Origin of the sequence: Campylobacter concisus (assembly GCF_902460595.1) — a bacterium.
Lineage (GTDB): Bacteria > Campylobacterota > Campylobacteria > Campylobacterales > Campylobacteraceae > Campylobacter_A > Campylobacter_A concisus_BL.
This window is the reverse complement of the sequence record NZ_CABPVA010000001.1, coordinates 137,592-144,719: the sequence shown is the minus strand read 5'-3', so window position 1 is coordinate 144,719 and position 7,128 is coordinate 137,592. Positions and strand designations below refer to the sequence as shown.

The window sequence follows — 7,128 nt, the reverse complement described above, 5'->3', positions numbered from 1 at the left end:
ATAAATTCTTTTTAAATTTAGTAAAATTTGAGCCAAAAATTTTGGATTTTAAAATATATTTTTTTATATATAAAGATAATTATCCCTAAAATATGCATATTTTATCAATATACTTTATTATACTTTAAGATTATCCCTGATAATATTTGCTCCTGAAATGAATTTAGCAATTTCTCGTCTTTGCATTACTTAAATTCATTTTTCTCCCGACAAATTTAGTGCTAGGAAGTGGTTAGCCTAGCACTTTTCTTTTGCAAATTTAACAAACACCGGCTTTACTATCCTAGCGTAGTCTTTTGCGTTTAAAACGACTGATCTATCAAGAAGCCCCGCATTAAAGGCGATCTCCTCGTTTCGCTCTAGCAAACTCTCGTCCACAACAAGGTGCAAATTTTTATGAAAGCTAAATGGCGGAACCGAGCCAAATACGCAATCAGCAAGTACTGTGACCTCCTCTGGGCTAGCAAGGCTCGCTCTTTTACCATCAAATTTTTGCGTAAGCGCGTCAAGATCAGCCTGCTCGTCCGCTGGCAAGACCGCGAGCAAGTAAATTTTACCAGCCTTCATCGCTGGCTTTTCGTCATCTAGCAAGTAACCATCTAGCACATTTTCATCTTTAAAAATTTGCCTAAATTTCTCCTCGCTAACGCCCTTTATAGAGCAGACCAGCGCCTTTGCGCCCTGGCTCATCTTCGTGCCCCTTATCTTAGCGACCTCCTCTGAAGTCCTTGCGCTCTCATGCTCTATCACTCTAAATTTAGCCCCATTTTTGCTAAGAAGATCGTGGATCTTATTAAAAATTTGCTCTGACACAGCTCTTTCCTTTGGATAAATTTAGTTAAAATTATACCGCTAAAACCAAAAAAGGGCAGGAAAATGCAGATAAATTTAGATGACGTAAAGATCGAGCCAAGCTGGAAAGAGGTGCTAAAAGATGAGTTTTTGAGTGAAAATTTCGCTCGCATCAAAGAGAATTTCTTAAAAGCAAAGAGCGCTGGCGTCGTCTATCCACCAAGCGGGCTTATATTTAACGCATTTAACCTAACGCCATTTCACGCCGTAAAGGTCGTCATCCTAGGCCAAGACCCATATCACGGCGCAAATCAAGCCATGGGACTAAGCTTTTCAGTGCCAAGTGGTGTGCGCGTGCCACCAAGCCTTGTGAATATTTATAAAGAAATTTACGCCGATCTTGGCATAAAAGAGCCAAATAGCGGCGATCTTACAAAGTGGGCAAAGCAAGGCGTGCTGCTTTTAAACTCTACTTTAAGCGTAAGTGCTGGAGCGGCAAATTCTCACGCTAGCTTCGGCTGGCAGGGCTTTACAGACGCTGTCATAAGAAAGATTAGCCAAAATTTACAAAACGTAGTTTTTATGCTCTGGGGCAACCCGGCCAAGGCAAAAGCGCCGCTTATAGACGCCAGCAAGCACCTAATCTTAGAAGCAGCGCACCCAAGTCCGCTAGCTCGTGGGGCATTTTTTGGTTGCAGGCACTTTTCAAAGGCAAATATCTACCTAGCAAACCACGGCAAAACGCCCATCGAGTGGGACTTAAACGCTAAAATTTGAGCTATTTTTTAAGCTCACTAAGAAGCTTATTTACCTTTTCAAGCTCGCTTTTGCAAAATTTCTCATCGTTATTTTGCATTATCATCGCCTCTTGGCCGCTTTGCCTTTGCTTAAACTCATCAAATTTAAGCTCAAAAAGCCTTAGCGCCTTCTCATCACCCGCAAGCTTCTTGCTCTCTTTGGCGTAAAGCTCGTCAAGATAGAGCCTACTTTGCTTGACATACTCTTTGCAAACCTCGCTTGCACCAAATAAATTTACGCCCATCAAAAGGGCAAAAATGGCAATTTTTTTCATATTTTTCCTTGAAATTTTTGCGTTATACTAGCCTTTAAGCACTTAAATTTTAAAATATTTTGCAAAAAAAGGATGAAAATGAGACGAAAAGATAGAGAACTAAGCCCTGACGAGGCGCTTGAGATTATCGATAACTGCGAATACTGCGTGATCTCATGCGTAGATGATGAGGGAGAAATTTTTAGCGTGCCTATCTCGCCTGCTAGGGTTGGTGAGAGCATTTTTATCCACGGAGCGACCGCTGGTAGCAAGGCAAAACTGCTTCAAAATGGGCGAAAAGTGGAGTTTGTCTGCGTGAGCTTCAACAAGGTCCCGCACCTAAATGATAGCGAGCTAGAAATGATAAAAGACGACGGCAAGGCGCTTGGCGGCAAGGTCTTTACGACTGAGTATAAAAGCACCATCGCAAAAACAAGAGCCTACGAAGTGACAGATGAAGCCAAAAGATATGAAATTTTAAAAATTCTCAGCCAAAAATACACCGCCTACGCGATGAGCACCTTTGACGTGGCGGCCGAGTATGGGCTAAAAAATATGAAAATTTACGAGCTAAAGATAGAGAGCCTTAGCGCAAAGGCCAAAATTTTGCCAAAAGCGTTAAAGGAGTAAATTTGAGCTCACTTGCACTGATGTTTAGGCCAAAAAATTTGGATGAAATTTGCGGACAAAAGACGGTTAAAGCGGCATTTTTAAAATTTATAGCCACAAGCAAGATACCGCACTCCATATTTTATGGTCCAGCAGGCTGTGGCAAGACGAGCTTTGCAAGGGCTGTGGCAAGCGGGGCAAACTACGACTTTTACGAGTTTGACGGCGGAAATTTAAAGATAGATGACTTTCGCAAAATTTTAAAAAACTACGAAAACGCCCTAAATAAGCCGCTCTTTTTCATAGATGAGATCCACAGGCTTAGCAAAACCCAGCAAGAAGCGCTACTTATCCCCATGGAAAACTACAAGGCCCTAGTCATCGGTGCAAGTACTGAAAATCCCTTTTTCACGCTAAGCTCAGGCATCAGAAGCCGCTCGATGCTCTTTGAGTTTAGACCGCTTAGCAGTGGCGATTTTGAGGAGCTTCTTGGCAAGATAAGAGAGCAAATTTCATTTAGCATTGACGAAGAAGCAAAAGAGTATCTCTTTAAAAGTAGCGGCGGCGACGCAAGAGCTATGCTAAATTTACTCGAATTTGCCGTCACGCTTGATGAAAATGTAAGCCTAAAAAATTTAAAAACACTTCGCCAAAACGCCCTAAAAGAGGGGGCAAAAGAGGACGACACGCACTACGAGCTAGCAAGCGCTTTTATAAAAAGCCTGCGTGGAAGCGACGAAAACGCCGTCATATACTACCTTGCAAGGCTCATAGACTCTGGCGAGAGTGCGGACTTCATCGCTAGAAGGATGGCGATATTTGCCAGCGAAGACATCGGCAACGCAAACCCAAATGCGCTAAATTTAGCCGCAAGCACGCTTAGTGTCGTAAAAGAGATAGGCTTTCCAGAGGCTAGGATCATACTGGCTCAGTGCGCCGTCTATCTAGCTAGCTCGCCAAAGTCAAATTCCAGCTACAACGCGATAAATGCGGCCCTAAGATACGTGCAAAGCGAGGAAATTTTAAAGATCCCGCCATATCTAAAAAATCACACAAAAGAGAGCAAAGACTACCTTTATCCGCATGATTTTGGTGGCTGGGTCGAGCAAAAATACCTAGAAAAACCGCTCATTTTTTACAAAAGCAAGGGCATAGGCTTTGAAAAAACGCTAAATGAGTGGCTAGAAAAGATAAGGGCAAAGGGCTAAATTTAGGCTTTACTCTTTTGATTTAAAAAGGTACGCGCATGGTCGAGCAAAATTTAACATATATCGCAAATTTAAAGATAAAAGACGTGCCGTGGTCGAGGCTAAGCTGTAGTTACGGCACGGCGGAGCTTTTTGCACAAATTTTAAACACACTTGCAAAGGCTGTAAAAAAGAGCAAATTTGACGAAAAAGAGCTTAGCGAGCTGCTTGATGAGATCTTTGGTGAGTGTGAATATCAAGAGACATTTTGGCACGCAACGCCATTTGCGCTCGTTTTTTTAGTGAGAATTTACAAAAGTGCGCTAGGCGAAAAAGGCGAAGCAGCTAAATTTATCTCACGTAAGCTTGAACTCTTTTTTAAATTTATGCTTGAAATTTGCGAGAAGCTAGAGCATCTTGAGCACGCAAAGCCGCTTGCAAAGATGGAGCAAATGCTAGAGCCAAAGTATCTTGAGATCGTGGATCAAGACGAGCTAAGCTATGACGATAGGCTATTTTACAGCTTTTACTACTACTCAAGCATGGTTTTGCAGGACGCTTTTGTAAAAATTTAGCTCGGCTATAATTTTTTAGTAGTTAATTTAAATTTTATATTTATTCAAATATACTTCTCAAATCCAAATCAATCACGAAAGTTAAAAAATGCCTACAAATTTTGCTGAAATTTTAAATAACTGCGTTGAAAGTATAAATTCATTTCTTTGGGGTCCATACTTCCTAATCGCCCTACTTTGCGGCACTGGACTATTTTTCACCATTAGACTTGGCTTTGTTCAGATTTTTAAATTTAAGATGGGTTTAGGCGAACTTTTTGGAAATTTCTCACTTCATGGCGAGGCTGCTGGCAAGGCTGGTATGAGCTCGTTTCAGGCAGTCGCAACCGCTATCGCGGCGCAAGTTGGCACTGGAAACCTCGTGGGTGCGACCACAGCGCTTATCATGGGTGGCCCTGGAGCTATTTTTTGGATGTGGTGCGCAGCCTTTTTGGGCATGGCTACAAATTTTGCTGAAATTTGCCTCGCTCAAATTTACCGCACCAAAGACGACAGCGGACACACGATAGGCGGCCCAGCCTTTTACATAAGTCAAGGATTAAAGGGCAAATGGGCGAAATTTTTAGCTGGATTTTTCGCTATCGCTATCATCATCGCACTTGGCTTTATCGGTAATATGGTTCAAGCAAACTCCATATCAGACGGCTTTAGCGGCGCTTTTGGCATACCGCAGTGGCTAACAGGGGCGTTTTTGGCTCTCATTTGCGCGTTAATTTTCATAGGCGGCGTAAAGGCGATCGCAAGGGTCGCTGAAAAGATCGTGCCGTTAATGGCGCTACTTTACATCGTTGTTGGCGTGGTTATCATCGCTTTAAATTTTCACCAAATCCCAGAAGCGGTCTCACTAATATTTAAAGCCGCATTTGATCCTTCGGCTGCTTGGGGTGGGGCCACTGGCGCTAGCATCGCAGCTGCTATGAGATACGGCATCGCAAGGGGACTTTTTAGCAACGAAGCTGGCATGGGCTCAACTCCGCACGCACACGCTGCTGCAAACGTCAAACACCCAGTCGATCAAGCCGTCCTTGGCATAATGAGCGTCTTTATAGACACCTTTGTCATCCTAAATATAACCGTTTTTGTGGTGCTTACTGCAAACGTCATCAGCTTTGAAAACGGCAAGGCGGTCTTTACTGGCATCACCTTGGTGCAAGAGGCGTTCTCGTCGCATATCTTTGGCAAAACTGGCGGTTATAGCTTTGTGGCGATCTGCCTATTTTTCTTCGCATTTACGACGATCATTGGCTGGTACTACTTCGCTGAGATCAACGTGCGCTACCTTTTTGGCGCAAAGGCGGTTAAAATTTTTAAAATTTTAGTTGTTGTTTTTGTCTTTTTAGGCAGCTTGCAAAAGGTCGATTTTGTCTGGAGTTTAGCAGATATGTTTAACGGCCTTATGGTCGTGCCAAATTTAATCGCCATAATCCTTCTAAGCCCGGTCGTGGCTAAACTTTTAAAAGATCACGACGCTGGCAAAGAGTACAACGTAAAAGAGTATTTGAAGTAGATTTAAAAGTGTGTGGAGAGAGGCTCTCCACATTAAATTTATATTATAGGTGGTCAGTTGGAGCAACAGTTATAGGCTCAAGTGGCATATAAAATGTCGTTGCTTGAGGTTCTGCGTATTTATTGCCAGCCTCGTCTACTGATGAAGCTTGGACTGTGTACTCAAAATCTCTATTGTTTAAAACACTACTTTCGACTTTCCAGTTGCCATCAGCATCAGCCTTAGCGCTTAGCTCTTCGACCACTTGAGCTGCTTTACCTAGCCAAGAGTTACCTAAGCCATCACGATTAATAATATCAGCTGTTTTAATAACCAAATTTATTTCAGCAAATGGCTCTGCTTTGCCCTCTATGGTCGGTGAAAAGTCGTATTGTTTGTTGCTATCATACATTGTGTTATAGTGTGACAGGTCAGAAAAGTCATCAGTAGATATTTTTGTGATAGACAAGGTGCTATTGTCTGTATCAACAGTTATCTCTTGCGTGCTTGTAGCTTTTAGCTCTTCGCCATTTGCAGCTACTTTGCTAGCTTCAATCGTAAATTTATGATCTCCATCAGCTAAAGGCGAAGTTGGTGTGTATGACCAGTTGCCATCATTATCAGCTGTTGTTGTGCCAAGCAGTGGTGCATTTTCACCTTCACCATCAAATATGCTTATAGTAGCGTTTGAAGTAGCCTTACCTACCAAAGTTGGAGTGTTATCATTTGTGATATGCAGACCTGTTCTTTGTGAATTTTCATGCTCTAAGATATTGCCCTCGATGTCAAGGTTGCTGCTTACTGCCTGATCTGTATTTCCAGTCACTACGTTATCATCAACTGCTGTGACAGTTACTTCTAGTGGCTGTGGCAATATATTGTTATATGCATTATCTATCGCAGCCGCAAGTGTATCAAGACTAAAGCCCTCCTCGCTTGCGCCACCACTTACATTTGTAAAAGCCTCTGCGCTAGCGTTTGCTTGAGAGCTTAGATCGCCAAAATTTGCATTTACGTTTGACTCATGACCACCATTTGCAAAGCCAGCAGCGCCAAGGCTAACACCATTCGAGCTTACTCCTCCTGCTGATTGAGTACCGCCAGCTGCAGTCTCTTCAAGATCAGAGATATCTTTACCATTTAGTAGTTGCTCTTGTAGCGATGCTATCTCTTTGCCAGTCTCATCGCTAGCATTTTCATTTTGAGTTTGCGCAGCTTGCACCTCGACCTTTACACCGTCTTGCTCTTTTATGACCTCATTGTCATAGATCACGTCGCCAGCTTTTAGAGTTCTTTGATTTCCATTAGCATCAACTGCGACGATGGCATCCGTGCCGATTATTGATTTTATTAATCCTTTAACTTTACTCATAACATTTCCTTTTTATGTTTTTAGTTTTTATGCTGCAATTATAAGTAAATATTTTA

General features: G+C 42.4%; 8 protein-coding genes. 5 read left to right on the top strand and 3 right to left on the bottom strand.

The window, feature by feature from the left end; genetic code table 11:
* Positions 1-237: 237 nt before the first annotated feature.
* A complete protein-coding gene (locus tag F3G86_RS00640; RefSeq protein WP_103568692.1) occupies positions 238-813 on the bottom strand; it encodes a YbaK/EbsC family protein in 576 nt (191 codons plus the stop codon).
* Between the two features lie 63 nt (positions 814-876).
* On the opposite strand from F3G86_RS00640, the gene ung reads away from it, so the two are divergent.
* Positions 877-1,569: a uracil-DNA glycosylase gene (ung, locus tag F3G86_RS00635; protein WP_103642233.1), complete on the top strand. Its 693-nt coding sequence runs from the start codon at positions 877-879 to the stop codon at positions 1,567-1,569.
* A gap of 1 nt (position 1,570) precedes the next feature.
* Here ung and F3G86_RS00630 read toward each other — a convergent pair whose 3' ends face one another.
* Positions 1,571-1,864, bottom strand: a complete 294-nt coding sequence (locus tag F3G86_RS00630) for a hypothetical protein (RefSeq protein WP_103575532.1) — start codon at positions 1,862-1,864, stop codon at positions 1,571-1,573.
* Positions 1,865-1,942: 78 nt separating this feature from the next.
* On the opposite strand from F3G86_RS00630, the gene F3G86_RS00625 reads away from it, so the two are divergent.
* The 4 genes from F3G86_RS00625 to F3G86_RS00610 all read left to right on the top strand — a co-directional run bounded on the left by F3G86_RS00625 (position 1,943) and on the right by F3G86_RS00610 (position 5,721).
* A complete protein-coding gene (locus tag F3G86_RS00625; RefSeq protein ID WP_148815564.1) occupies positions 1,943-2,473 on the top strand; it encodes a pyridoxamine 5'-phosphate oxidase family protein in 531 nt (176 codons plus the stop codon).
* Positions 2,474-2,493: 20 nt separating this feature from the next.
* Complete coding sequence (locus F3G86_RS00620) at positions 2,494-3,660, top strand: replication-associated recombination protein A (protein ID WP_223228544.1); 1,167 nt, start codon at positions 2,494-2,496, stop codon at positions 3,658-3,660.
* Positions 3,661-3,698: 38 nt separating this feature from the next.
* Entirely contained in the window at positions 3,699-4,214 is a 516-nt protein-coding gene (locus F3G86_RS00615; RefSeq protein ID WP_149722685.1) for an ATP-dependent DNA helicase RuvA, read from the top strand.
* A gap of 88 nt (positions 4,215-4,302) precedes the next feature.
* Entirely contained in the window at positions 4,303-5,721 is a 1,419-nt protein-coding gene (locus tag F3G86_RS00610) for an alanine/glycine:cation symporter family protein (RefSeq protein WP_149722684.1), read from the top strand.
* A 43-nt stretch (positions 5,722-5,764) separates the two neighbouring features.
* On the opposite strand, the gene F3G86_RS00605 is transcribed toward F3G86_RS00610, so the two are convergent.
* Positions 5,765-7,072 carry an Ig-like domain-containing protein gene (locus tag F3G86_RS00605; protein ID WP_149722683.1) on the bottom strand — a complete coding sequence of 436 codons (1,308 nt, stop codon included), beginning with the start codon at positions 7,070-7,072 and terminating at the stop codon, positions 5,765-5,767.
* Between the last annotated feature and the right edge of the window lie 56 nt (positions 7,073-7,128).